This window comes from Brevibacillus brevis (genome assembly GCF_900637055.1).
Taxonomy (GTDB): domain Bacteria; phylum Bacillota; class Bacilli; order Brevibacillales; family Brevibacillaceae; genus Brevibacillus; species Brevibacillus brevis.
Map to the genome: position 1 here is coordinate 4,631,802 of NZ_LR134338.1, position 25,811 is coordinate 4,657,612.

25 protein-coding genes are annotated in these 25,811 nt (G+C 48.0%); 12 read left to right on the forward strand and 13 right to left on the reverse strand.

Going from position 1 to position 25,811, the window contains the following annotated elements:
* Nucleotide 1: 1 nt before the first annotated feature.
* The 3 genes from EL268_RS22275 to EL268_RS22285 all read right to left on the reverse strand — a co-directional run bounded on the left by EL268_RS22275 (nt 2) and on the right by EL268_RS22285 (nt 3,820).
* Nucleotides 2–1,594, reverse strand: coding sequence for an efflux RND transporter periplasmic adaptor subunit (locus EL268_RS22275; protein WP_106654310.1), 1,593 nt, complete (start codon nt 1,592–1,594; stop codon nt 2–4).
* Between the two features lie 143 nt (nt 1,595–1,737).
* Entirely contained in the window at nt 1,738–3,144 is a 1,407-nt protein-coding gene (locus tag EL268_RS22280; RefSeq protein WP_106654309.1) for a HAMP domain-containing sensor histidine kinase, read from the reverse strand.
* Nucleotides 3,137–3,820, reverse strand: coding sequence for a response regulator transcription factor (locus tag EL268_RS22285; protein WP_106654308.1), 684 nt, complete (start codon nt 3,818–3,820; stop codon nt 3,137–3,139). Before EL268_RS22285 ends, EL268_RS22280 begins: the two co-directional genes overlap by 8 nt.
* Before the next feature lie 137 nt (nt 3,821–3,957).
* On the opposite strand from EL268_RS22285, the gene bluB reads away from it, so the two are divergent.
* On the forward strand, nt 3,958–4,611 hold the full coding sequence (gene bluB, locus EL268_RS22290) for a 5,6-dimethylbenzimidazole synthase (RefSeq protein ID WP_106654307.1): 654 nt from the start codon (nt 3,958–3,960) through the stop codon (nt 4,609–4,611).
* A 259-nt stretch (nt 4,612–4,870) separates the two neighbouring features.
* Here the strand turns inward: bluB and hrpB are convergent, their stop codons facing one another.
* Complete coding sequence (gene hrpB / locus EL268_RS22295; protein WP_106654305.1) at nt 4,871–7,375, reverse strand: ATP-dependent helicase HrpB; 2,505 nt, start codon at nt 7,373–7,375, stop codon at nt 4,871–4,873.
* Between the two features lie 138 nt (nt 7,376–7,513).
* Between hrpB and EL268_RS22300 the strand changes: the two genes are divergently transcribed.
* Genes EL268_RS22300 through EL268_RS22310 form a run of 3 tightly spaced genes read left to right on the forward strand, consistent with a single transcriptional unit; the run spans nt 7,514 to nt 9,648 of the window.
* Nucleotides 7,514–8,344, forward strand: coding sequence for an MBL fold metallo-hydrolase (locus EL268_RS22300; RefSeq protein ID WP_106654304.1), 831 nt, complete (start codon nt 7,514–7,516; stop codon nt 8,342–8,344).
* Nucleotides 8,345–8,380: 36 nt separating this feature from the next.
* Nucleotides 8,381–9,232 (forward strand): S-layer homology domain-containing protein, encoded by an 852-nt coding sequence (locus tag EL268_RS22305; protein ID WP_106654303.1) that lies wholly within the window; start codon nt 8,381–8,383, stop codon nt 9,230–9,232.
* Nucleotides 9,233–9,255: 23 nt separating this feature from the next.
* Nucleotides 9,256–9,648 (forward strand): VOC family protein, encoded by a 393-nt coding sequence (locus tag EL268_RS22310; protein WP_106654302.1) that lies wholly within the window; start codon nt 9,256–9,258, stop codon nt 9,646–9,648.
* Nucleotides 9,649–9,688: 40 nt separating this feature from the next.
* Here EL268_RS22310 and EL268_RS22315 read toward each other — a convergent pair whose 3' ends face one another.
* The gene (locus tag EL268_RS22315; RefSeq protein WP_232029998.1) at nt 9,689–11,203 is read right to left on the reverse strand and encodes a PH domain-containing protein; all 1,515 of its coding nucleotides are present in this window, start codon (nt 11,201–11,203) and stop codon (nt 9,689–9,691) included.
* A 2-nt stretch (nt 11,204–11,205) separates the two neighbouring features.
* Nucleotides 11,206–11,697, reverse strand: coding sequence for a PH domain-containing protein (locus tag EL268_RS22320; protein ID WP_106654300.1), 492 nt, complete (start codon nt 11,695–11,697; stop codon nt 11,206–11,208).
* 308 nt (nt 11,698–12,005) lie between these two features.
* On the opposite strand from EL268_RS22320, the gene ahpC reads away from it, so the two are divergent.
* The gene (ahpC, locus tag EL268_RS22325; RefSeq protein ID WP_056496515.1) at nt 12,006–12,569 is read left to right on the forward strand and encodes an alkyl hydroperoxide reductase subunit C; all 564 of its coding nucleotides are present in this window, start codon (nt 12,006–12,008) and stop codon (nt 12,567–12,569) included.
* A gap of 13 nt (nt 12,570–12,582) precedes the next feature.
* Nucleotides 12,583–14,112: an alkyl hydroperoxide reductase subunit F gene (gene ahpF / locus EL268_RS22330; protein WP_106654299.1), complete on the forward strand. Its 1,530-nt coding sequence runs from the start codon at nt 12,583–12,585 to the stop codon at nt 14,110–14,112.
* 47 nt (nt 14,113–14,159) lie between these two features.
* On the opposite strand, the gene EL268_RS22335 is transcribed toward ahpF, so the two are convergent.
* Complete coding sequence (locus tag EL268_RS22335; RefSeq protein ID WP_106654298.1) at nt 14,160–14,990, reverse strand: prohibitin family protein; 831 nt, start codon at nt 14,988–14,990, stop codon at nt 14,160–14,162.
* Nucleotides 14,991–15,076: 86 nt separating this feature from the next.
* Nucleotides 15,077–15,292, reverse strand: a complete 216-nt coding sequence (locus EL268_RS22340; protein WP_007727516.1) for a hypothetical protein — start codon at nt 15,290–15,292, stop codon at nt 15,077–15,079.
* A 288-nt stretch (nt 15,293–15,580) separates the two neighbouring features.
* Between EL268_RS22340 and EL268_RS22345 the strand changes: the two genes are divergently transcribed.
* The 3 genes from EL268_RS22345 (at nt 15,581) to EL268_RS22355 (ending at nt 17,423) form a co-directional block, all read left to right on the forward strand.
* Nucleotides 15,581–15,847, forward strand: a complete 267-nt coding sequence (locus EL268_RS22345) for a CD3324 family protein (RefSeq protein WP_106654297.1) — start codon at nt 15,581–15,583, stop codon at nt 15,845–15,847.
* A gap of 83 nt (nt 15,848–15,930) precedes the next feature.
* Complete coding sequence (locus EL268_RS22350; RefSeq protein ID WP_106654296.1) at nt 15,931–16,689, forward strand: MBL fold metallo-hydrolase; 759 nt, start codon at nt 15,931–15,933, stop codon at nt 16,687–16,689.
* Entirely contained in the window at nt 16,686–17,423 is a 738-nt protein-coding gene (locus EL268_RS22355) for a class I SAM-dependent methyltransferase (protein ID WP_106654295.1), read from the forward strand. Before EL268_RS22350 ends, EL268_RS22355 begins: the two co-directional genes overlap by 4 nt.
* A gap of 59 nt (nt 17,424–17,482) precedes the next feature.
* On the opposite strand, the gene EL268_RS22360 is transcribed toward EL268_RS22355, so the two are convergent.
* Both EL268_RS22360 and EL268_RS22365 read right to left on the reverse strand, forming a co-directional pair.
* Nucleotides 17,483–19,324: an ABC transporter ATP-binding protein gene (locus tag EL268_RS22360; RefSeq protein ID WP_106654294.1), complete on the reverse strand. Its 1,842-nt coding sequence runs from the start codon at nt 19,322–19,324 to the stop codon at nt 17,483–17,485.
* A 1-nt stretch (nt 19,325) separates the two neighbouring features.
* Nucleotides 19,326–21,056 carry an ABC transporter ATP-binding protein gene (locus EL268_RS22365; RefSeq protein ID WP_106654293.1) on the reverse strand — a complete coding sequence of 577 codons (1,731 nt, stop codon included), beginning with the start codon at nt 21,054–21,056 and terminating at the stop codon, nt 19,326–19,328.
* A 158-nt stretch (nt 21,057–21,214) separates the two neighbouring features.
* Here EL268_RS22365 and EL268_RS22370 point away from each other — a divergent pair, with 158 nt between their 5' ends.
* Nucleotides 21,215–21,595 (forward strand): VOC family protein, encoded by a 381-nt coding sequence (locus tag EL268_RS22370; protein WP_106654292.1) that lies wholly within the window; start codon nt 21,215–21,217, stop codon nt 21,593–21,595.
* Nucleotides 21,596–21,672: 77 nt separating this feature from the next.
* Here the strand turns inward: EL268_RS22370 and EL268_RS22375 are convergent, their stop codons facing one another.
* The 3 genes from EL268_RS22375 to EL268_RS22385 all read right to left on the reverse strand — a co-directional run bounded on the left by EL268_RS22375 (nt 21,673) and on the right by EL268_RS22385 (nt 23,809).
* Nucleotides 21,673–22,089, reverse strand: coding sequence for a VOC family protein (locus EL268_RS22375; RefSeq protein WP_047070766.1), 417 nt, complete (start codon nt 22,087–22,089; stop codon nt 21,673–21,675).
* A gap of 80 nt (nt 22,090–22,169) precedes the next feature.
* On the reverse strand, nt 22,170–23,480 hold the full coding sequence (locus EL268_RS22380) for an FtsW/RodA/SpoVE family cell cycle protein (protein ID WP_106654291.1): 1,311 nt from the start codon (nt 23,478–23,480) through the stop codon (nt 22,170–22,172).
* Nucleotides 23,477–23,809: a PadR family transcriptional regulator gene (locus EL268_RS22385; RefSeq protein WP_106654290.1), complete on the reverse strand. Its 333-nt coding sequence runs from the start codon at nt 23,807–23,809 to the stop codon at nt 23,477–23,479. Before EL268_RS22385 ends, EL268_RS22380 begins: the two co-directional genes overlap by 4 nt.
* A gap of 167 nt (nt 23,810–23,976) precedes the next feature.
* On the opposite strand from EL268_RS22385, the gene EL268_RS22390 reads away from it, so the two are divergent.
* Both EL268_RS22390 and EL268_RS33995 read left to right on the forward strand, forming a co-directional pair.
* Nucleotides 23,977–25,236 carry a hypothetical protein gene (locus EL268_RS22390; protein WP_106654289.1) on the forward strand — a complete coding sequence of 420 codons (1,260 nt, stop codon included), beginning with the start codon at nt 23,977–23,979 and terminating at the stop codon, nt 25,234–25,236.
* Between the two features lie 200 nt (nt 25,237–25,436).
* Complete coding sequence (locus EL268_RS33995) at nt 25,437–25,754, forward strand: GyrI-like domain-containing protein (RefSeq protein WP_338067978.1); 318 nt, start codon at nt 25,437–25,439, stop codon at nt 25,752–25,754.
* Nucleotides 25,755–25,811: the final 57 nt, after the last annotated feature.

Genomic DNA, 25,811 nt, shown 5'->3' on the forward strand with positions numbered 1-25,811 from the left:
TCTACCGTCCCCTTATCTGGACGCCCATTCCGCCCAATCCCGGCATACCGCCGCCCATTCGATTTCCATTTTGACTATTTCCAGATGAGGTCTGTGTATTCACGAGGATGACGACACGCTCTCCTTCGGTAAGCCCCTCCGTCACCTCTACCTGATCGGCAGTGAAGTACCCCATTTTGATCGGAACAAAGCGATACGGCATATTCGCTCTGCCCTCTTCGCCTCCACTGCGGTTATTCGCTTGCTTCGCCTCAGGCTGATTCCCTTCCGTTCCTTCACCTGCTTGTTGTGCAGCAGCATCCCTTAGCACATAAACGCCATCCTTGCCATTTTGCGTTTGGAGCGCTTGTGCAGGTACCAGGAGCACATTTTTATGGGTTCCCCGTTCGATCGCGACGTTCATCGTCATCCCAATCTTCAATTTGTTATCCTGGTTTGCCACAGACAAAAGCACATCGTAAGTGGTGACGCCAGCGTCGGTTTTCGCTTCTGGATAGATCAGCTTTACTTTTCCACGGAACGTCTCATCCGCATAAGAACTTGTCGTGAACGTCACAGCCAAGCCTTCCTGCACTTTTCCGATGTCACTCTGGCTAATCTGAGCCAATACCTCTAAATCTCCGCTATTCGAATTATCCATGATAATGAAATTATTGCCGGGTATTTCACCTACATTGCCATTCACCTGAACGATCACTCCGTCCATCGGTGCTTTCAAGGTGACAGCTCTCAATGCCTTTTGTGCTTGTTGCAGCCCCGCTTTTGCCTGTTCCACCGCTGCTTTTGCCGATAAAACTGTGGCGGCATCAGGACCTTCATTCGCTTCCTGTAACGCTTCTTGCGCTGTTTGATACGCAGCCAATGCCTGCTCTACCTTCACACTGGACTGCCCTGTGGTCTGTCCAGCTGTCAATACCGCCGAGTTGTAATCGCGTTGGGCCTGCTCCAACGAGGACTGGGCACTGTCGAATTCACTCTTGGCAATCGCACTTGCCGCAAACAAGGCCTGCTGGGAAGTGTAGGTCTTCTGGGCACTCTCCAGGTTTGCCTTTGCCTTCTCCACGTCATTCGCCGCTTTTTTTCCATCAATATTTTGCACTGCCAGCTCCCATTCGTTCTTGGTCTGATTGACGGCGGCTTGCAAAGAAGTGATTTCAGCAGGACTCTTGCGCTTTTGTGCCTCCTCTAGCTTGGCTTGCGCCGATAAAAGATTTGCTTCCGCATTGGTCACCTGGATTCTCGCTACGGAATCGTCCATCGTCGCCAGAACTTGCCCTGCTTTCACGGCATCACCAACGCCGACCTGAATGGTAGAGATCGCATCCTTGGCTTCTTCTGCATCAGAAAACGAGAGAGACGAGCGCTTGGAAGCCTGGACAGTACCTGACGCCTGCACGACTTCTGAGATGTCTCCCCTTTTTACCACCTCCACTTGAAAAGCAGCCTGCGCCAATTGTGGAGTAAAAAACGACTGGTAGCCAAATATTCCACCTGAAACGACCACGGCCCCAACAGCCATTACGCCAACGATCCACCTTTTCTTGTTGCTTCCTACCTTCGAAAACAACGCTCTCTTTTTCTCCGTGTGAGTCACGCTCAGTCCTCCTACCGTCTACTTGATTGAAGACTTGTCTTTTTGGTTGCGACCACTATACGGAACGAATACGTCAGGGAAAAGTCAGATGGAGACACAAAAAAACGACCAGAGAACCAGGTCGTTTTTGGATCATGCATGTATTATTTGCGCAAAATCAACGTGAAGGTGCTGCCTGACGCCGTACTCTCAGTCAGGATCAACATACCTCCTAACGCTTGGGCAATCATTCTGCTAAAAGACAAGCCAAGCCCCAGCCCACGGACGATGTGCTTCTTGTCCTCTCCTCGGTAGAATCGCTCAAAAATCAAAGACTGTTCTTCTATCGGTATCCCACGTCCATTGTCCTTCACGTCAATGCGAATCTCATCTGCTGATGCAGATAGCGACACGACGATCCGCCCCTCCGATTCCATCGCTTGTGCTGCATTGTTTAGGAGATTGTACATGATCTGCTGCACACGCAGCGGGTCGGTAACTATCATGATCGGATCAGACGTATTTTCGATATGCAAGCTGAGCTTCTCTTCTTCCTGCGCAATTTTCCATTGGTGCGCAATTTCTCGGATCAGCTCCTGCATGTTTTGAGGTTGCCTGCGAATGCGAATGTCACCTACAGCAAAAGAGTTAAAATCGAGCAAATCCTCTACCATCTTTTGCAGACGTGTGGTTTCCTTCGTACAAATATCCAAAAACTCCTTGGCTTCCTCACCGCTAACAACCTCTTCCCTCACGGCTTGCACCAGCCCACTGATGGACGTAACAGGTGTTTTGAGTTCATGGGTCACCCCTGCCAATAGCTCCGTACGCATCATTTCCAACTGCTTCAATCGTTCTGCCATTTCTTCAAAGGAATGGATCAGCTCATACACTTCTTGTTCGCGCTTGTTTTTGTCCAACTGAATCTCGTAGTTTCCCAGCACGATTTGCTTGGCAGCGTCTGCCACATCCTTTATCGGCTGAGACAGCTTTTTCGTCAGCAAATAAATGACGAGCCAGCCAAGCAAACCGAGACCGAGAAGCATGATCGCGAGCAATTGGAATTCGGTCATACTGCGTATCACCTGTTTTTGTGGGGTGAACAGCATGACCCATCCAACCACTCGCTCATCAACCTTAATGCTTTCCTTCACGAAAAGCACTTCGTCGCCCCGCGCAAGCTCAAACTGTGACAGGCTGTCATCCGCTTCCACCAGATCAGGTGCGATGCGCTTCAGTTCCCCAGAAAAAGGACCTGGCACACCAAATACTGGTTGTTTGTGTTCATCTAAAATCATCATAATTGGCTTGTAATTGACTCCGACTGACTCCTGACGACTGTCTACAATACGAAACAAGAACGGAGCCATTTTTACCTTGCCTTCCATATCAACGACCCGATCCGCAACTTCCGCTGCCATCAGTCTCATAAAATCAAGGCGTTTTTGGGTCTCGCTATAAGAAATCCAGTAGCTGGATGCAATCCCGATCACGAAAAGGCCGATACACAAGATGATCAAGTATCGCGTCGTCCAGTACCGAAACAAAGAGGTGCGTTTTTTCTCACTCATATACACACAGTTTGTAGCCTAAGCCACGATAGGTACGGATTTCCCCTTCGGATGTCGGCCAATTCTCCAAAGATCGCCGGATGCGCTTGATCGCGAGGTCTACTGCGCGATCACTTCCTTCGTAATCCATCCCCCACACCTGCTCGATGAGCTGTTCTCTGGTGAACGTCTGGTTTTTGTACTGTGCCAAAAAAAGAAACAGGCACAAGTCTTTTGGCGTAAATGCTAGTTCGATGCCGTGCAGCATGACAGAATACGCCTTGAAGTCGACTTTCAGACTGCCGAACTGCTTCACATGATTGCCTTCTATCAATTGTTTCGAGCGACGTAATACTGCATGTACGCGAGCGACCACTTCATCGGCAATAAAGGGCTTGGTGATATAGTCATCGGCGCCTTTGTTCAAGCCCGCCAGCTTGTTATCGATTTGTCCCAACGCTGTCAGCATGATGACAGGACACGAGCTTTTCGCCCGAATATATTCGAGAATACTCCATCCGCTTCGTCCAGGCAGCATCACATCCAGCAAGACGAGCGCAGGATTGAGTGAATCAAACTTCCGCTCTGCTTCCTCGCCGTTAAATGCCTGTTCAACCCGAAAGTTGTTTTTTTCCAAATACGCCTTCAATACCCGAGAGATGGGTAGCTCGTCTTCCACTATCAAGATGTTATGCATGCTCGTACTCTCTCCCCTCTGCTCGGACTACTCTCTCCTTTAGCGTAGGACATGAATATGTCAAGCAGATGTCTGGAAGGAAGCATACTTTGTAAGTAAAATAAAGAGACCTGAATGCAAATAGGGAGGTTTTTCTTATGAAACGCTTAACCGCGGAAGAAAAAAACGGTTTGTATAAAGCCATCAGCAATCGTCGCGATATTCGTACCTTTCGCCAAGATCCTGTCGCCCCGGAAAAGCTCGCCATGATCTTGGCTGCAGCCCATCATGCTCCTTCTGTCGGATTCATGCAGCCTTGGAATTTTGTCCTGGTGGAAGACGACGCAACCAAACAAGCGCTCGCAGAATGTGCGGATAAAGAACGACGGGCGCTTGCCATCCACTACGAAGGTACGGGACGAGAGTCGACCTTTTTGGAGTTGAAAATTCAAGGGATCAAGGAAGCGCCTGTCACTATCTGTGTCACTTGTGATCCTACGCGTGGCGGCGACCATGTACTCGGACGCAATTCCATCCCGGAAACAGATATTATGTCTGTCAGCTGTGCGATCCAAAACATGTGGCTGGCTGCCTACGCAGAGGATTTGGCGATGGGCTGGGTCAGCTTTTACAAGAAGGCCGACGTTCGTCGTATCCTGAACATCCCGCCGCATATCGATCCTGTCGCATTGCTGTCGATCGGCTACACAGATCATTATCCGGAACGTCCACTCTTGGAGCTGCACCAATGGAGACAACGCGAGGACCTGCAACAGTTGATTTATCGGGAGCAGTGGGGGAGCAAGGCGTGAGCTTTGATCCTATACGGAAGAAAGGGCGCTGCAACCGCGGCACCCTTTTTTTTACAAAAAAAAGACCACCTGATTAACAGGCAGCCCAGAAAAGTAGAGGGGGTAGTACGTGATTCACGGTATCTTCCTGACGTGCCCTACCACGAAGAAGGTTTCACAATTGACATGACTCACGAACATGGAACTAGCAAAATGGGAAATTTCACCTGATGCCGAGCTCTTCCTCTATACCCGAATATACCTAGCTATCCAAATCGATTTATGTGCGTGGACGCGTCCGATTTGTCGGAATGGCCACTAGCGGATCATCCGGCCAATAATGCTTGGGATAACGGCCCTTCAAATCTTTTTTCACTTCAAAATACGCATGTGCCCAAAAGCTCTCCAAGTCCCGTGTCACTTGTACCGGACGATGAGCTGGCGAAAGCAGGTGCATGGTCAGAGATACCCTGCCTCTGCCTATTCTCGGAGAATCTTGCCAACCAAACAGCTCCTGTAGCCGGACCGAAAGCACCGGTGCCGCTGGATCGCTGTAATCGACAGGAATTTTTGAGCCGCTCGGGACGATCACATGAGTCGGAGCGTATTCGTCCAATTGTCTGCGCTGCTCCCAGGACAGCATACTCTCCAGCAACGTCGTCACTGACAGCGACTGCAAGTCTTCCTTTCTTTTGAAACCATACACATGGGGAGCGAGCCATTCCTCCAAGGATGCAAGCAGCGCCTCATCTTCCACATTCGGCCACCCTTCCTCCAGACGGTGCATAAACAGCAATCGCTCCCGATACTGTCTCGCCTGCCGATTCCACGGCAAAATCTCCAAGCCTTCTTCCCTTATTCCGTCCAAAAACGCTGTTAACACCTCATCTGGCGAAGCCTCCGCAGGCAAATCGGCCACTAGGAGCGCCCCCAACCGTTTTTGCTTGCGGCTGCGAACTGCCCCTGCTGTATGCTCCCACCATACATTCATTCGTTCGGTAATCTGCATCGCACAATCATTCAACAGCTCGCTTTCTCCCACGCTAGCCGCCAGTAATATCCGACTGTCTGCGCCCTGGTCATCGAGTTCTGCTGCCACAATATACGGCGAAGCAGCCAGTGGTTGCTGCACGGAAAAAGCCGCTCCACGCCCATTGCGAAGCAAATAACGTCCATCTGCCCTTCGCTGGGCAATCCGGTCCGGGTACGCAAACGCCAGCAGTCTCCCCGTCGCTTCTGTACGAGTAGACGTGTCACCGGACTGGTTTTTTGCCCATACCCGTTTGAAGTGAGCCGCCTCCTTCCAAAGTCTTTTGCATGCCCCTGCATCAATCGGAAGCTCCGCTGCTCCACTCTGTTTGTTTGCTGCCTGACGAAGCAGCTCAACACGCGTACGCATATCCGCATTCGCTGACGCTTGGCGCCCCCGCACAATATCACGTTCTTCCAAGAGGACAGCCAGCTCGCAAGCCAGTTCACCTTCCCCCAGCTCATTCGCTTTCTGAATCATGTGGCCCAATCTCGGATACACACCCATTCCAGCCAACACTCGTCCATGTGGTGTGATCTGCTTCCGCTCATCTAATGCGCCCAGCTGAAGCAGCAGCTCTTGAGCCTGCGCCATCGCAGCCTTCGGCGGGAGATTCAGCCAATCCAGCTCTTCCGGTGCCCCGACTCCCCACAAAGCCAGCTCCAAAGCGAGCACAGCCAGATCAGCTTCCATGATTTCAGGTGCCTGCTGTGGAATGAGCATGCGATCTTCTTGCTCTGTCCACATTCGAAAGCAGACCCCGGGCGCAAGTCGTCCAGCCCTTCCTCGGCGTTGGTCAGCAGATGCCCTCGATACCTTTGCAGTCTCCAGTCTCGTCATCCCTGTTCGTGGAGAAAAGCGCGGGACCCGTTTTAATCCACTATCAATCACGATGCGCACACCCTCGACAGTCAAGCTCGTCTCGGCAATAGAGGTGGCGAGGACAATTTTGCGCTCCCCTGTCTTCCCGGACTGGATCGCCTTATCTTGTTCCTCCTGCGACAAATTTCCGTAAAGAGGAGCAATCCGTATATGCGTGCCCACACCGCTTTGTTCAAGCAACTCTTGTACCCGGTGAATTTCTTTGGCTCCAGGTAAAAAGACGAGCATATCTCCTTCTTCTTGTCCCAACGCATGGAAGATCATCTGGACAACGGCTTCCTCCAGACGCCCCTGCATCGGGGAAGTCAAAAAGTGCGTCTCCACCGGAAACATCCTGCCTTTACTACTGACAACGGGAGCATCCCCCAGCAAGGCTGACACGGGTTCGGCATCGAGTGTAGCGGACATCACGAGAATTCGCAGGTCTTCCCGAAACAAGCCTTGTGCCTGAAGACTAAGGGCCAGCCCTAAATCCGCGTGCAAATTCCGTTCGTGGAACTCGTCGAAAATAACAAGACCGACATCAGATAGCTCCGGATCATCCTGTAGCATTCTCGTTAAAATTCCTTCTGTAATCACTTCAATCTGTGTGTCTGGACCTACTCTTGATTCACGCTTGACCCGGTATCCGACCGTTTGTCCCACTTCTTCCCCCAACAAGGCAGCCATGTAGGCAGCAGCTTGGCGTGCTGCCAGTCTGCGTGGGACCAGCATCACAATTCTACGATTGTATAACCAAGCTTCTTCACGCAAGGCCAGTGGTACTCGCGTCGTCTTCCCCGCACCCGGAGCAGCGACCAACACTGCGTTTGTCTCGTTGCGCAGCGTGTTTACCAGCTCTGGCAATACTTCATTTATCGGCAATACATTCATGTTTTCACCTCATACGAGCAATCATCCCTATTCATCATACACGATACAGGGATGCAGGATGAGGTTGGATCACAAACAAAAATGACTGAATACTCATTCAATAGTATAATGATTCCATCACTAGGGGAGGTGTGCGGTATGATTCACATTCATCATCATGAAGACGTGGCATGTCTCGAAGGGATTGTGCGCGTAGGAGATTGGGAATCAGGGATTACTGTTTATGTGACGGATGGCATGCTGGTTGATACTGGCCCGAAAGTACTCGAGCAAGCTCTCGTTCACAGGTTTCAGGAAGTCTCGTTTGATTCGGTCGTACTGACGCACAGCCATGAAGACCATGTCGGTACCGCCTCGTGGATTGCCCAGCACAAGCAGGTCCCTCTTTTCATTCACGAAAAAGGAGTGGACATTTGCTCCCAAAAAGCACAATACCCTTTCTATCGTAAGCTTACCTGGGGAATTCGTGATCCGTTTGTGGCCCAACCTTTGGGTGACGTCCATCACTCCCGCTCCATCGAATGGAAAGTACTTGATACCCCCGGCCATGCCCATGACCATGTAGCCTTATTGGACGAAAGGACTGGTCGCTTGTTCTGTGGCGATCTTTTTATGGGTGTGAAAACAAAGGTCATACTACGAGAAGAATCGATCCCCACCTTGATGAATTCCCTCCGTACGGTTCTCGCTTGTGACTTCCAATCGATCTTTTGCGCCCATTCTGGATATCATCCAGACGGGAAAACACGCTTGAAACAAAAGCTGGAGCATTTGGAGAATCTGTCTGGGGAAATCCTGCATTTGCATAGCCAAGGGCTTTCTCCCCACGAAATTAACAAGCAACTGTTTCCTTCTAAACCGCCGATTATCACAGCTTCGTCTGGCGAGTTTGACTCGCTGCATATCGTCACATCTGTGCTTGCAGAACACCTTCCTTTTCCAGCACCGGATAGTATACTAGAAGGATAATCCTTACAATTTCATAGAAAAAAGAGAGGAGAATATATGAAAGTCATCACGGTATTACTTGCACTCATTCTGGGGTTATCCGGTATTTATCCTGCGGTTACACATGCTGCACCGAAATTTCATGATGTCGATCCGAAGAAATACGGCTGGGCCATGAATTCCATCTCCTTCATGGTAGATAAGGGGGTTGTAAGCGGTTATCCTGACGGTCGCTTCCAGCCTGAAAGATTGGTCGACAAAGCAGAAATGACCGTCATGATCTATCGCCTGTTTGATCGTTACAGACCGTACAATCCGAATCAGAAGACGGACTATAGCAATTACCACATAAAACATTTTTCCGATGTACCGAAAAATCATTGGGCTTACAAGGAAATCAGTTCAATTGTTACACGAGATTGGTGGAATGCCGTAAGCTATACACCTGCTGGCTACAAATTTTACCCGGACGCCAAACTCAATCGAATGGGTACAGCTAACGTCCTACCCGTCTTTATGTTAGACAGGCAAGATATACCTGCCACGGAAGTTTTTCAAATCCTTTCTTCTATGCAGGATATCCCCCTTATTCTCAGTCCGTACGAGTCGATGGAAGATCCTGTTTTTCAGGAGGATGGGCGATACGCTGAGGATGGGTCAGACCGAACAAATATTCTTTATCCAATCTTGATCAGTCAGGATGGCAATGAATATTTTTTCTCAGATGACTTTAGTGGAATCACTGCCACCAACCTCGCCCTCTTGCAAAAAACAGGGATCATGACTGCATGGAACGGCCAATTTGAGGCGGGAGAAATGCTGACTCGCGCAGAGGCTGTCACTATTTTGCACAGATTTTATAACTATTTGAAGCAAACAGGAACACTTAGCCAATACTCGAGCAAGTAAAACCTGTGGAAAGGAATGAAGTTATGGCGATCAAAAAACTGGAGCATGTGGGTTTGATGGTAAAAGATTTGGAGGCATCGATTGCTTTTTACACCGAAGTGATTGGGATGGAGCTAAAAGGAAAGCTCGCTCATTCCAACGGAGTCATTACCCTTGCTTTTCTTGGATTTCCGGGAAGCACAGAGACAGAGCTGGAGCTCATTCACGGATACAGCGATTCGTTGCCGGTAGAGGGCAAGGTCCACCACCTTGCGTTTGCTGTGGACAACCTCGAAGCGGAAATCGACCGCTTGAAGCAACTGCATGTATCCTTTATCGATCAGGAAATAACCACATTGCCGAACGGCTCACGTTATATGTTCTTCAAAGGTCCGGATGGGGAATGGCTGGAGCTGTTTGAAAGCACAAGAACGTAGAGGGAAAGATTCACCTTTTCCTTCTACGCCCCCTCTTCTTCTACTCTACCTTGATCTCTTTTCTGCGTCCCATATACCACTGATAAAACTCTTCCGCCAACTCTATCGGCACATCTGTTACCCCTTTATGACTCACAGGTTTGGCGCGATTGACCGTTTTGATAGAAGCAAGCCCTAGCTGCTTTTGAAGGATGCCTCTTTTGACGTTGACCTCTATGATCTTCTCTCGCTTCGACACAAATAAAGTCGTGGTTAGGCTCCCGGTTTGGAACTGAATGAAGTGATCATTCAAGGTGTATCGCGTGTTGGTAAATTCAATGACCTCAAAAGCCAGGATGAGCAGTGTCAACACAATGGATATGACCCACCACGCTTGCTCCCACCCCCAAATATTCGGCTTGAAATAGGAAAGCGCACCTGTGCCTATGATCCAAATCCAGCTCGATCTGACCAAGCGAACCCATAATGATTTTTGAGGGAGACTCGTCATTTCTTCCGTCACTTCATACGCAGGCAATATTTCTGCGATCATCTCATACGCGCGTTTTACCGGTAAAAATGGATAGAGTGAGCTGACATCCTGTTTATCTTTATCCGAATCACTATCCCCGCCGACAACCGTCAGCTTGACTTCGGCGAGACCCAACATGCGCTTTAACAAGGATTGTTTGATTTTAATCGCTTGCACTCTCTCTTTTGCGATCGAAAAAGCTGTTTCTTCGATGACTCCTTTGGCAATGTAAATCCGTTCGTGATCCGACGAAATCTCATATTTTCCGTAACGAATATAGGTCGTGACGATGCCAAATACGATGGATAGGACGAGAAGTCCAACGGCTGTGAGCGTGATCCATATCCACGAGCTCGTAATAAGAGAATAAATACCTACTACCTGCTCCTCCACGTCGATATATTCGGTGATCTTGAAATACGCCCATACCAGTAACGTAATCATCCCCAAGAAGCTAAGAGAAGTGAAGGAAGCCTTGATAATCTCTTTTTTCGTTGGCGTAAAGTGAATGATTCGCTCAGGAGTGGGATACGGCGTACCGATTTCCTCCGAAAAGGTCGCGTCTCCTTCTTTCCCTTTGGCTTCAGGCTCTTTCTCTAATCGCCCTGCCTGTTTCGTGTAAGCCTCCAGTTCATCCGCTTCGTTCAAAGAAATCACCGCGAATTCCACGGTAGAATCATCCCCAACCATCCCTGTCTCAAACCGGATAGAAGTCACTTTAAAAATCCGGTGCAGCAGCGTCGTATGTCGATTGACGTTTTGGATTTTGGTAAAGGGGATCGTTTGTTTTGTCTTCGTAAAAATTCCTTCGTAAAGATGGAAAGCCGTATCATCCAGCCTATACTTGTACGAAACCCATTTCAAAAGCAGATAGACCAGCATCCCTGCTACATAGATGTAAAAAACAATTCTCCCGTACGTAATGAATGCGTTCGTCGAGTCATAATTGAACACAAACAAAATCAACGCAGGAAAAAACAGATGCTTTACTTGGATAATGAGATCAAAAAGGATATGTAGTGGATGGTATCGTTTTGCTTCCATCACTACTCCACTTCCTTTAATTTGGCGTAGTGTGCAATCTGTTCTCTTAATTGAGAAGCGACATCCCCCGGCAATCCTGGAATTTCATGCGAGGAGCCCATCGTTTTTATCGAGATGGTGTACAGTCCATACTTTCGCAAAATCGGTCCTTGCTTCGTTGAGACTGCTTGGATTTTCGTCATGGGGACAAGGAAATGTTTCTCTGTGATCACCCCGAATTTCATTTGCAGGAAATCTTCGTCGATATCATACCGCCAGCTTTTATATAAAAAATACGGCTCGACAAAAGACCAAATCATCGCGATCACACCGATAACGAGCAATCCGTGCAGACCCCATCCGATCCATTCCTTCCACGCAAAATGATTATCTAGATAATAAAGAACGGCCAAAATAACGAGCCCAATTACAGCCGTAATCCCCTCGGTAATAAGCTGTACCTTGAACGCATCCTTGGACAAGCATTTTTGCGGTGCACTAATTGAAGATGGCATATCATCACTCCTGTATGTAAATTACGCTGTCAATTCGCTCTTTAATTCATACGTAAAACAATCCGCCCGGTTTCTACGGACGAATCTTCAATTTTTCATACAGCAAACGAATACTCTTATGCCGTTCGAATCATACTAAATAATGGAGAAAACGTCTTGTAAAAATTATCACATTATAATCATTATAAAAAACTTGACTTACTGAATCATTTATTAAATAATAATCATTGTAAATTATATTCAAGCATGCCTTGTTACGCATGTCCTGAATATGTACCATACAAAAAACATATAAAGGAGCTAACACTATGTCACTCATCGGAACTGAAGTATTGCCTTTTAAAGCACAAGCATTCCAAAAAGGTAAATTCCTCGAAGTAACAGAAGCAAACTTCAAAGGTCAATGGAGCGTAGTTTGCTTCTACCCAGCAGACTTTACTTTCGTTTGCCCTACTGAACTCGAAGATCTGCAAAACCAATATGCAACTTTGAAAGAACTCGGTGTTGAAGTATACTCCGTTTCTACAGATACTCACTTCACTCATAAAGCATGGCACTCCAGCTCTGAAGCAATCGGTAAAGTAGAATACATCATGATCGGCGATCCTTCCCATGTTATCTCCCGCAACTTCGATGTATTGATCGAAGCTGAAGGTTTGGCAGATCGCGGTACATTCATCATCGACCCAGACGGTGTCATCCAAGCTGTTGAGATTACTGCAGGTGGCATTGGCCGTGATGCAAGTGCTCTGATCAACAAAATCAAAGCAGCACAATATGTACGCAACAATCCAGGTGAAGTTTGCCCAGCAAAATGGCAAGAAGGTGGCAAAACACTGAAACCAAGCCTTGATCTCGTAGGCAAAATTTAAGGTGTGATATAAAATGGCCCTTGACCAAGAAATCAAAGCGCAACTAGAACAATATCTCGAGCTCTTGGAAGGCGATATTGTACTCAAAGTCAGTGCAGGCACGGATGAGGCATCCTCTGAGATGCTTGCACTGATTGATGAGCTAGCCAGCATGTCTTTGAAGATCAGTGTGGAGAAAGCAGAACTCACTCGCACACCTAGCTTTAGCGTAAATCGTGTCGGCGAAGATACCGGAGTCGTTTTTGCCGGTACTCCGCTGGGTCACGAATTTACTTCCTTGGTATTGGCTCTCTTGCAAGTAAGCGGAAGAGCTCCAAAGGTCGAGCAAAGTGTCATTGATCAAATCAAAGACCTTCGTGGTGAATATAAGTTCGAATCTTACATCAGCTTGAGTTGCCACAATTGTCCAGATGTTGTCCAAGCTCTGAACTTGATGAGTATCTTCAATCCTGGTATTACTCATACAATGATTGACGGTGCCGTATTCAAGGACGAGGTAGAGAGCAAAAACGTGATGGCTGTACCAAGCGTTTTCCTCAATGGTGAATTTTTCGAAAGCGGTCGTATGACCGTGGAAGAAATTCTTGCCAAGCTGGGCTCTGCTCCGGACGCATCCGAGTTTGAGAATAAAGACCCTTATGATGTGCTTGTTGTGGGCGGTGGCCCAGCAGGTGCAAGTGCGGCGATTTATGCAGCACGCAAAGGGATTCGTACTGGCCTCGTTGCTGAACGCCTTGGCGGTCAAGTTAATGACACATTGGGCATCGAGAACTTCATCAGTGTGAAATACATTGAAGGTCCTCAGCTCGCAGCCAATCTGGAAAAGCAAGTGAAAGAGTATGGCATTGATGTCATGAAGCTGCAACGTGCCAAGCGTTTGGAGAAAAAGGATCTGATCGAAATTGAACTGGAAAACGGCGCTGTTCTGAAGAGTAAGACAGTCATCCTGTCGACAGGTGCTCGTTGGCGTAATCTGGGTGTTCCAGGTGAAGCAGAGTTCAAGAACAAGGGTGTAGCGTATTGCCCTCACTGCGACGGTCCTTTGTTTACAGGCAAAGATGTCGCCGTTGTTGGCGGCGGTAATTCAGGTGTGGAAGCAGCGATTGATCTCGCAGGTATTGTGAAGCATGTAACGGTTCTGGAATTCTCGCCAGAGCTGAAAGCTGACGCAGTATTGCAAGATCGTCTCTACAGTCTGCCAAACGTCACTGTACTCAAAAACGTTCAAACAAAAGAAATTACGGGCACGGATAAAGTAAACGGTATTTCTTACATCGAACGTGAGTCAGGTGAAACCAAGCACATTGAATTGCAAGGTGTGTTTGTACAGATCGGTCTGGTACCGAATACGGATTGGTTGGGCGACACGATTGAGCGCACTCGCTTTGGTGAGATCGTGGTAGACAGCCATGGTTCTACAAGCATCCCTGGTGTTTTTGCTGCCGGTGATTGCACGAACAGTGCTTATAAACAGATCATCATTTCGATGGGATCTGGTGCTACTGCGGCTTTGGGAGCTTTCGATTATCTCATCCGCAACTAGAACAAAGCCACTCCTCTTCAAGGGAGTGGCTTTGTTTATTTATTTGGTTATTGGGAACCCACGTTGATAAACGGAGTAGCTCCACCCGTTACGCTCGGCAGCTTTCCATCCCATTTGCGGATGGCTTCGAGTTGCGCCTCAATCTGTCTGAGCTGAATCAGCTCTGGCGTAACCTCTTGCTTTTGCAGGCGCAGTGCTTGTGCCTGTGCTTCTGCTCTCGTGATTTCTTGCTCTTTCTCGATCTTGATCCGCTCCAGATCCAGCTTCGATTTGAGCGCTTGCTGCTCGGCCACCTGCTTGGATTCAATGGCGCGGTTGAATTCATCACTGAAAGTAAACTCGCGAATATTGATTTCGTCGAGGATGATGTTATAGTTGGACAGCTTTTTATGCAGGACTTCTTTTACCTTTTGGCTGACCTCGGAACGCTTGGATACCAGTTCTTCTGCTGTGTATTGAGCGGTCACGGCTTTAAATGATTCGGCAATGGCAGGATCAACAATTCGGCTATTGTACTCCAATCCCACTTGCTGATACAGTTTATTGACGTTTTCTGCATCCAAATGATGGTTAACGGCAATCGTCGTGGATACGGTTTGCAGGTCACGTGAAGCAGATGTCTGGCTCATTTCTGATTTTTGCACCCGCACTTCCATCGGCACCACGGTTTGGATGAACGGAATTTTAAAATGCATGCCCTCTTGCAGCACTTTTGGCTGTACCGCTCCCAGTTGCAGCACAACTCCACTATGCCCTGCGGAAATAATCGTAAAGGATTGCGTGCCAAGCAAGACCAACACGACCAGTATCAAAATCGTTGCGATCAGCTTTCCTCCAGCTTGAAAGGGACTCATTTTTACAACATTTTTGTCGCTCATACTCGTCCTCCCTCTATCTATACATGCTCATTCATTTATACGAGGGAGTGGGCTGTAAGTTTCAAGAAATTTATGAAAAATACATGTCATGAGCGCTCGGCTTTCGAAGCTTCTAAAAGAACGTGTGCCATTCGCTCTGCCTCGATTTTGCATAGCTCAAATTCAACTTCACCAGATACATGCGAAATCAACTGGATGACTTCCTCACACCCGTGATTGCAAATTAAAAACTGTCCCCACCGCACTTCCGACCGTGGTACCTTGCGGGCGGAAAAGCCGCTTTGAAAACCACCAAGACTCATTTTTTCTCATCTCCATCCAAAAAACAATCTACGCGTCCCTCTCATCATCTTACCCTTTCTTTCGCAATCAAGGAAAAGATGTTTATTGAAGGAACTCCCCTTTCTCACTACTATAGAGACAAGAAGGGAGATGATTCATATGCTAGACCCTTATGTACGAAGAGCCGAATGCGGCTCTGAGCAAAGAGTTCCCCTTTCTCTTGGTTCAGAGCCTTCCCGATATTGAGTTGAGGATCTCTTTGCTCATCTATATACGCACATCACGCTATATAGACAGGAGCAAAGCACATGAAATACAAAAATGCACAAGACCTATTGCCAGACGATCTGCTGCGGCAAATTCAGCATTATGTACAAGGAAGTTACTTGTACATCCCGATCCACCACGAAAACAAAAGACAATGGGGCGCCTCTACAGACACAAAACAATGGCTAAGTGAGCGCAACAAAGCCATTTGGCAGGCATATCGCGAAGGGACTTCTGTCAAAATGCTCGCCCAGAAACATTACTTGACCGAACACAGTATTCGGCGCATTATTCGTGGACATAAATGAGACAGAGAAAAGATCGACCGTGTGTCTGCTCTACTCTTGCGTTACACTCCTTTTTAAGATCAGTCAGTCAGGAGGGACAACGTATGAACCAGATTCACTTTCTCGACATTTCGTTTATGTACAATGGATCTGCACAAGTCATTACCCCGGTGCTGCTGCAGGATGAGCATGAACTGATTCTTGTCGACTGTGGGTATCCGGATTTTTTGCCACTGCTTCAGGAGGCCGCACACAAGCAACAGCTTACGCTCGACGACCTTACGAAGGTCATTGTGACGCATCACGATATGGATCACATCGGTTCTTTGGCAGCGTTAAAAAGAACCTATCCGCACCTCGAAATCATCGCCTACGAATCCGAAGCACCGTACATCGCTGGACAAAAGACATCTTTGCGATTGGAGCAGGCACAAGCAACACTGGACCATCTGTCGTCGGGTGAAAAGCAGCACGCTAAGGAATTTATTCGCTTTTTGCAGTCCATCGAGCCCACTGCGATTGATCGACCCGTAACAAATCACGAACGCCTGCCTTGGTGTGGCGGCATCGAGATCATTCATACGCCTGGACATATGCCGGGGCATATTTCGTTGTATGTGATCGCAAGCAAAACGCTGATTGCCGGAGATGCTGTTGTCATCGAAAACGGTAGACTCGAAATCGCCAATCCGTCCTATACGCTGGATATGCAGGAAGCGATTCGCTCCGTCCGCCGCTTGCTTGATTATGACATCGAGCAGTTGATTTGCTATCACGGTGGAGCGTTTCAGGGGGACGTCAAGCAAGCGCTGCGGGCACTAATCCAGGCCTACGACCCGACCCAGGAGGTTTTGCGCGGATGAAACAGAACAAATACGATGAGCAAGGTTTTTTCACCACATACAGTCAAATGGCTCGTTCGGTTGAGGGGCTGAATGCCGCGGGAGAATGGCACGCGTTTCGGGAGCTACTGCCTTCCCTTCACGAGAAAAAAGTGCTCGATCTAGGCTGTGGCTTCGGCTGGCACTGCCGATATGCGCGTGAGCAGCAGGCACGCTCCGTTGTAGGGGTGGACCTTTCCGAAAAAATGCTGGCTCGTGCCAGAGAGACGACAACTGATCCCGCCATCGAGTATCTGCGTCTTCCGATTGAAGACATTGATTTTGCCCCTGAGGAATTCGACGTTGTCATCAGCTCCTTGGCCATCCATTATGTGGAGCGCTTTGACTTGCTGTGCCAACGTGTCTATCACTGTCTTGCTCCGGGAGGTTCCTTCGTTTTCTCCGTAGAGCATCCCGTCTTCACTGCTCTGGCTGAACAGGACTGGCATTACGGACCCGGGGGCGAACGCTTGCACTGGCCAGTGGACAACTATCAGCAGGAAGGCATCCGGCATACCACCTTTCTGGATCATGAAGTCGTCAAATATCACCGAACGTTTTCGAGCTATATGAACGATCTCCTTGCTGCCGGATTTTACTTAACAAAAGTCGCTGAACCTGGTCCTCCTGAAGAAATGCTGGATATACCCGGGATGCGAGACGAAATCCGTCGGCCGATCTTCTTGTTGATCGCTGCCAGCAAACAAGCAACCTAACCGATAAAAAAAGCACCCCGTCCTCCACGTCATTTCGCGTGTTTGGACGGGGTGCTCTGTTATTCCCCAGCAGCCTCCAGATTTTTAAACTGGTTGGAAAACAATTGATAATAGGTACCTTTCTGCTCGATGAGTTCATCGTGACTGCCTTTTTCCACGATCTCTCCCTGATCCACGACCATAATCGTGTCGGCATCCCGAATCGTACCCAGTCTGTGTGCAATCACAAAGCTCGTACGCCCCTCCATAATGGTGAGGAGCGCATCCTGGATATTCAGCTCTGTCCGTGTGTCGATGCTGCTTGTCGCCTCGTCGAGGATGAGCAGCGACGGCTTGGCGAGGATGACGCGGGCTATCGCCAAAAGCTGGCGTTGTCCCTGACTCAGGTTGCCCCCATTTTCCGTCAGCATCGTATCGTAACGCATCGGGAGCCGATTGATGAACACATCTGCATTCGCCATTTTCGCGGCAGCTACAACCTCCGTATCTGTCGCATCTGGCTTGCCGTACATTATATTTTCCTTGATGGTACCGGAAAACAAGTACGTATCCTGCAAAACAAAGCCAAAGCTGCGCCGCAAGCTGTCCCGCGAATAGTCTCGAATGTCTTTTCCGTCCAAATATATCGTTCCTGAGGTCACATCGTAAAACCGGGTGAGCAAATTCACGATGGTCGTCTTGCCTGCACCCGTCGGTCCGACTAGCGCGATGGTGCTCCCTGCCTGTGCCTCGAAGCTGATATTTTTCAAAATCAATTGATCTGGACGATAGCCGAAGCTGACCTGATCAAAAACGACGTGACCCTTTGGCTGTACAAGCACAGTGGCATCCTGAGAATCTTTTGGCTCCTCTTGTTCATCTATTACCTCAAAAACCCGTTCCGCCCCAGCAACACCGGATTGAAGCACATTGAAAATGTTCGCGAGGTCGTTCAGCGGACGGACAAACTGTCGGGAATAACTGAGAAAGCTCGCAATAACACCTACTGTAATCCATCCTTTTACAGCGAGAACGCCTCCGACAATCGCCACCATGGCAAAGCCGAGGTTGTTAATCACGTTCATGATCGGCATGAGAAAGCCCGTCCATACCTGTGCCTTCATCCCGATCTTGCAGAGCCGGTCATTGATCGTCGTAAAGTCCTCAATGGCCTTTTGCTCATAATTGAAGGCCTGCACCACCTGAATGCCTGAAATCGTCTCTTCAATGTGCCCGTTCAGCTTGCCCAGCTCCATCTGCTGATTTTTGAACAGGACACTCGTTCGTTTGGCAATCGTGCGTGTGAGCAGAAACACAAGTGGCACCGTGATCAGACATGCGAGTGTCAGGATCGGAGACAAAACGAGCATCATCACTAGCGAACCGAGGAGCACGATCCCTCCGGACATCAACTGCGTTGTGGATTGAGAGATGGAGCTGCTGACGTTGTCGATATCATTCGTGAGCCTGCTCATTAACTCCCCGTGCGTACGAGCGTCGAAATAAGCAATCGGCAGCTTTTGCAGCTTGTCAAAAAGGGCTTGCCTCAGATTCGTCACGATTCGTTGCGAGATGCCTGCCATCAACCAGCTTTGTAAAAACGTCAGTGCCCCATCCAAGATATACGAGCCGAGCAAGGCAAGAATGATGATAGACAAAAAGCTAAGAGCTTCCTCGCCACCTGTCATCGCATCAATCGACTTTCCGATCAAATAAGGCGCAGACAGCATGAGTAGTGCATCGACAAATACAATGACAAATACAATCGGCAGCAGCTTTTTTTCTTTGCCAAAAGCTTGCCAGAGCCTTTTTAGCGTACCCGAAAAATTCTTGGGCTTACTCACTGGACCTCTGGCAGCACCATGTCCAAAGCCTCGGCCAGATCTCGGTGAAAAGGCAGACTGTTGCTTCTGTTGACTCACCTTACTTCACCTCCCGGCCGATTTGTGACTGAAAGATTTCCTGATACACGTGGCAAGAGGTCATCAATTCTTCATGCGTACCAATACCAGCGACTTCCCCGTTGTCAAGCACGATGATTTTATCTGCATCCATGACAGACGTAATCCGCTGTGCGATCAAAATGCAGGTGAGGCCAGCCGCATAGGCTCGAAGCGCATCCTTAATCTTGCCTTCTGTCGCCACATCTACCGCGCTTGTACTGTCGTCGAGAATGAGAATTTCCGGCTTTTTCACCAAGGCTCTGGCGATGGAAATACGCTGCTTCTGTCCTCCAGAGAAGTTCACTCCACCCTGCCCTACGCGTGTCTCATAGCCTTCGGGAGTGGCGGAGATGAACTCGTGAGCCTGCGCCATACGTGCCGCATGCTCGACCTCCTCGTGGGTCGCCTCTGCCTTGCCCCAACGAATGTTTTCCATCACCGTACCTGTAAACAACATTGTTTTTTGCGGCACGATCGCCATTTTTTCACGCAATCGCTTCGGTTCGATGTCTCGTACATCCATGCCATCTACCCGAATCGTGCCTTCCGTTACATCATAAAACCTTGGAATCAAGCCAACCAAACTGCTTTTTCCAGAGCCTGTCGACCCGATAATCCCGACAGTCTCCCCAGGCAGACAAGTAAACGAAATCTGCTTGAGTACCGGCTGACCGCTCTCTCCGTCATACGAGAAGCTGACCTGCTCGAAGTCGATGCGTCCCTTTTTGCCCGGAAGCTCGTGAGGTTGTTCCTCTTTCCAGCTCATTTGGTTTTCTTCAGCAAATACTTCTCCGATGCGTCCCCCCGATGCTTTGGCCCGCACAAACATGTTAAATACCATGGAAATCATCATGAGTGAAAACAGAATTTGCGTCATGTAGTTCGTAAACGCGATGATATGTCCGACTTCGATGCTTCCTTGTTCTACGCCAAGCCCCCCAAGCCAGAGGACCGCGACAATTCCGAGGTTCATCGTCAGCATGATCGCTGGACTGAAGATAGACATTACCCGCGTAGCCGATACCGATTTGGATTGCAGCTCCTCGTTTGCCCGTGTAAACTTGCCACGCTCAAAATCAAAGCGATTGAATGCCTTAACGACTCGTACGCCAGATAAATACTCACGCATTGCACTGTTCACCCTGTCGAGTGCTTGCTGTACCTTCAGGAAGAACGGGAAACCGATTTTCATATTCAAGAAAATAAACAGCCCCACAATAGGCACGACAATTGCGAGAATCACAGCCAAATCCACGTTCAATTGGGTTGCCATAAACAACCCGCCAATGCACATCAACGGTGCCTTGACGAATATTCGCATCATGCCGTTTACAAACATCTGCACCTGATTGACGTCATTGGTCAGACGTGTCACGAGAGAGGCTCTGTCGAACTTGTTCAAGTTTTCAAAGGATAAGGACTGCACCTTTGAAAACAAATCTGCGCGCAGCTGTGCACCGAAGTTTTGCGAGACGTATGTGGCTAGCACATTGCGGATGGATGCCGCAACAGCCCCGAGTGCCGTTACGAGCAGCATCAGCCCGCCTGTCTTGAGTACGTAATCCATATCCCGTTTTGCTACACCCGTATCGATAATGTGCGACAGGATCGTCGGCTGCAAAAGATCACATACCGCCTCCAACGCTAAGAAAAACATGGAAATCCCGGCGACTACGCCGTATTTTTTTATGTATTTATTGTAGAAGCGCATCCGTTCACCCCATCTGTGTTCCTACGTACAAGATAACGCTTAGCTAGCGAAATGTCACGAGTGATTGTCAAAACGAAAACGTTGGGCTTACAGGTTTTTCCTATCATCGTCGTCGAAATAGTAGGCGATAGATTTTTGGTCGAATGGGAGATGAAATGATGGCTCAATCACTGTTAAAAGGTATGGAAGGGGTTTTTATACCTGTGACGAACCCAAGTGCGTCTGCAAAATGGTATGAAGAAAAGCTTGGGTGCAGACCTTTGTTTGTGGAAGAGGAGGCGGTCACGATGCGGATTTCCGATGAATCAAGCACCGTAATCTGTCTCGTCCGCGTAGAGAACCATCAGCCTATGACATTTCCGGAAAATCAATTTGGTGTCGGCAAATACTATAATTTTCTTCCCGCTGACATTGAGGCAGCACATCAGCTGTTAATAGAGCGTGGAGTAAGGGTAACTCCGATTGATAGATTTGGGTCTACGAAGGTGCTGACGTTTTTTGACCCAGATGGGAATCCGCTCGGGATGTGCCAGTATTGAATGGACAAAAAGGGCAAAAAACTGGAATCATCTTTTCGATCCCATGCTTTTTGCCCTCATTTCGTTTACTCGGTCTTTTATTCCTGTGGAACAGCGCCTTGATCCATATACAAGAACTCCCACAGATGGCCATCCAAGTCTTGAAAGCTCCAGCTGTACATGAAGCCGTGGTCAACCGGGTCATTCGATGGAGTTGCGCCCGCAGCTAATGCTTTGTTTACAATCTCATCGACCTGCTCTTTGCTGTCCGCCGACAACGCGACAATCACTTCGGTGCTTCTCGTTGCATCTGTCAGCTCTTTTTTCGTAAACGTTTGGAAAAACTCTTCGACGAGCAGCATGGCAAAAATGTTTTCCCCGATCACCAGGCATGCTGCATTTTGATCCGTAAATTGCGGGTTGAATTCATAGCCGATCGCCGTAAAGAAGTCGATCGATTTGTTGAGGTCCTTCACCGGTAAATTGACGAAAATTTGTTTGGATTGCAATGCCATGTGTACTTCCTCCTCGGGTTTGTTTTTCCTTGATGTCTATATCCTAGCATTTCTGATTGCCCGAGGCTTCTTCTGGATTGCTATTTTGCCACGAAGGTATGTGGCTTTCCGATCGAGTTCTTATGACGATGGACACTCAGAATGAGACCGAGGGCAGTAAAATGAGCCAAGGCAGTCCCTATATTAGTAAAGCTGAGAAATGGAATCCCAAGTGTCACGATTGGCAGCAGCCCTGTTGACATCAGCAGTGGCCAGAAGAAGTACACGGAGAATAAAGGAACGATACTGACTATGAGATGCTTGCCATACGGCTCGTCCACTTCCTTGACAACCCGAGCCAGTCTCATCATAAACAGGGTAACGGCTAACAAGATGATGATGCCCCCAAACCAGCCATACCTATAGATTAAATAGGTGAACTTGAAATCGGAGTCTAAATAAGGCATTTTCGGTAAAGGAGCTTGAAAGCCCTTGCCCCATAAACCCGCCGTGCGGAGCACTTCCATCAACTCCAGATAATAATATCCCCATCCAAGCGGATCTTTGGTCGGTTGCATCCACCCAAGTAAGAAACGTTCTAAAGGGAAGCTGTCCAACAAAAAAGCAGCAATACCAGCAACAGCAGACGCAGTCACCAAGAAGAGTTTTTCTTTTCGAGCAGTTTTTGCATACATCATGAGTATCACGAATCCAAATAGATAAAGCATAAGATTCTTGTGCGATCCAGCTATAAGAAAGAGGCTAGCGGGCAACAAAACAAATACAATCAGCTTGGAAGCTGTCCCCCGGAATCGCCATGTCCTGGTAAGAATCATGCCCGCAACACTTATGAGAAAAAAATACGTGGACATGGCCACAAAATCAATCGTAATGGAACGACTTATGTGCAAATATGATATTCCATTTATTGTATAATCTTGCACAAGAACAATCAAAAACACTACGACAGTCAGCACGTACAAATACAACGAGTACGGCAAAAGCTTCCGATAATCCGTGAAGCTAACAGCGAGCATCACCCCGATACCAAATAAGGCATAGAACCAGTATCTGTCCAGTTTAAACTCGATAAAACTGACCTGCATGCCATACATCGTAAACAGCCCAACAGCCAGGAAAGCCATCACATACGCCAGAAGCCTCCACTCCACTTTGGGCTTATAAATCCGATGCAGCTGCTTCCCAACCGCAGCAGAATCCCCCATTTGCAAAATGGCTTGCCTTACCGCTTCTTCCTCTCCCAACCCCTCGTCCATCTGCTCATCCATCAAATCTAGAAGGTGACTTTCCAGCTCATCCCGAATTCTGCGATGCATTTCCGTTGCCCGTACATGGCGACATACTTGATCGAGATAGTCTGCAATCAATGGGTGTGTATTTGTCTGCTTCATGCTCTTCCCTCTCCCAGCACCCGATCAATCCCATCGCGAAACGTATTCCACTCGAGCTTTTTCTCCTTCAATTGCCCGCGACCTTCTGCCGTAATCCGATAGTATTTACGCTTCCTCCCATCCTTCTCATCCCAATACGCTTCCACATAACGCTCCGCTTCGAGCGCATGCAGGATCGGATACAACGTCCCTTCTTTCAGCGTAAACAGACCATTTGACTCCTTCTCAATGGCTTTCGCGATCTCGTACCCGTACATTTCCTTTCGATCCAGCATCGTCAAGATCAGGATCACGGTACTGCCTTTTAAAAGCTCCTTATTGATTTTCATAGTGCCTCCCGATTTAACCGCAGATACCTAGATAAACAATACATCATAAATCTATGTATGCAATTCTATCATCCAAATCTTGTAAGATCAACACATGTGTAACATTCAGCTTTCGAGAAACGTCTACCTTCTACATACAAAAATGGAAAGAGAAAGTGATTCCACCTATGAAAAAGACCAACTACGTCAACATTCTGTTAGCCCTAAGCCTTACTCTATCAATCGTTCCTTCTGTCGCACATTCCGAAAATGCCATCCGTTCAGACAGACCGGGAACGACAGTACTCAAGTACGTTCCGACAGAAAAAGAGATTCAGGTACCACATGGACTAACGGAACCATTTTTCGTACCATTTGCAGGATCGAGTCCGAACGATCCCTATTACAAAGAGTTCAAGCAGAAATGGTTCCCTCATTTTGCCCTTGTTTCTCCTACCGGGAAAGTAATCGATCAGCAGGAAGCGTTATTATATCCAGGCTACATCAGTCCATTGCAAAACGGGTATGGCTTTTTTCATATCATTACCCACTTTGGTAACAGCTCGTTTATTATTTTCGATAAACAAGGCAACACACAGGAAATAACCACCTATAACGATTCCTTCACGCAAATAGACGGAGAGTGGTTTTTGTATTCTCCCACAAGCTATACCTCTTATCTGTACAATGCTCGTACGAAAACATCCAAACAGATCACGGATGGGGCAATATTCACGATGACAAGTGAGCAAACAGGAGTAACAACTTACGACATTCACCACTACCCTTTTGTCCAATACAACAAAAAGGATGGTATGATTCTCTCCTCCAAATTAGGATTGAAAGACATGAATGGCAAAATACACGCGAAGCCTTTCTTTGATGAGTACATGGGATACAGCGAAGGATTGCATCGCGTGAAAATTAATGGCATGACCCACTTTATTACACACGAAGGAAAAGTCGTGTTAAAGCCATCCCGAAATTACAAGGTAGAATCCAACATCCATTCGGGAGTTTTTATCATTTCCGGGAAAAAGGACAACGAGGAATTTTATTTATTGATGAATAAAAAAGGAACATTCGCTTCGAAAAAGTATGCGTTTCTGAAAGAGACGAGTGACGGACAGTTTATTGCCGTGTCGAAAACAAAGGACGGGTATTTCTTCCAGAAAATCAATGCGATGGACAAACCAACCACGACTCTCCCTTACAAGTTAGATAAACCAGAGCAGCTCAAGCAATTGAAACAGACTGGCAAGCTCTTTCATACAGACACGCAGATCATTGCAGACGTGGCGAATAAACAGCCATTCCCGTTTCCGCACAAGCTGCTTACGCTTCCTAGAAAGGAAACCGTTTCTATGGAATATACGGTAGGTGGCAAGAAATATATCGGTACGTTTACGCATGATGGAACGAAGATATATGCCAGAGAGCTGAAATAGCTGCTGGATTAGCTCGGTTCCCTAGACGTTATTTCGTGAAGCCAACTATTCTCACCCGCGAGGAAACACATGTAATTGGTATCACTTTTACGGCGAATGTGACAGAAGACTTGGGCAAAAAGCTCTCCGCTACTACCTCTGAAGCTTTGCGAGCTAGAAAAAGCGAGGTTCACCATTAGGTTGGTGAGGGCGAATACCTGATCCAAATCTATCCTGACAAAGCTGACTTCGATGCGGCGGTAGATCCATTTACCACCCTAATTGGCGTCGAAGTTTCCAGCCTCGCCGATATTCCTGAAGGGATGGTCAGTCACACGATTCCCGAGGGGACATTTGCAAAAGTAACACACAAGGGACCTGAGACAAACTTGGGCGAGACGTATGGCTTTCTTTACGGGTCCTGGCTCTGCGAATCGGGATATGAGTATGCCGGGTTTGATTTTGAGTATTGGGACGAGCGCTACAAGCCAGAGCAAGAAGACAATGGAATTGATATTTACGTTCCGCTTTTCAAATAAGAGACATAGCGAAAAACCAGGGAATCTTCTCCCTGGTTTTTCTGTTGTTACGATGTT